Below are 361 nucleotides of genomic sequence, written 5' to 3' on the forward strand. Positions count from 1 at the left end.
AACGTACGGTCGATCCCACCCCCACCACCAACACGTGTGATAAGCGTGAGCCCGAAAACACAGACACCCACACACCATAAAGGCGTGTAGCCGGCTGGGCCTTCAGGACCCAATAGTATGCACCAAAAAGCAAGACCGCGACACCACCACCCACGCTTTCCCACCGGCCCAAAGACCCGCGTACTCACATCAGCGACAGCACCACAACCTCTATGTCAAACGTTCCACCCATGAGCACCCAGGAAGAAACATTCGTTCTTCATCTGGGCAATCTGCAACAGACCATGCTGTTGAGTGCTCCTTAGAAAGGAGGTGATCCAGCCGCACCTTCCGGTACGGCTACCTTGTTACGACTTAGTCC

At 55.1% G+C, this 361-nt stretch carries 1 rRNA gene; it reads right to left on the reverse strand.

What is annotated here, in order from left to right:
• Positions 1–305 precede the first annotated feature (305 nt).
• A 16S ribosomal RNA gene (locus ACXR2T_RS15805) occupies positions 306–361 on the reverse strand; the annotation flags it as partial.

It is taken from the genome of Leucobacter faecis (genome assembly GCF_054456635.2).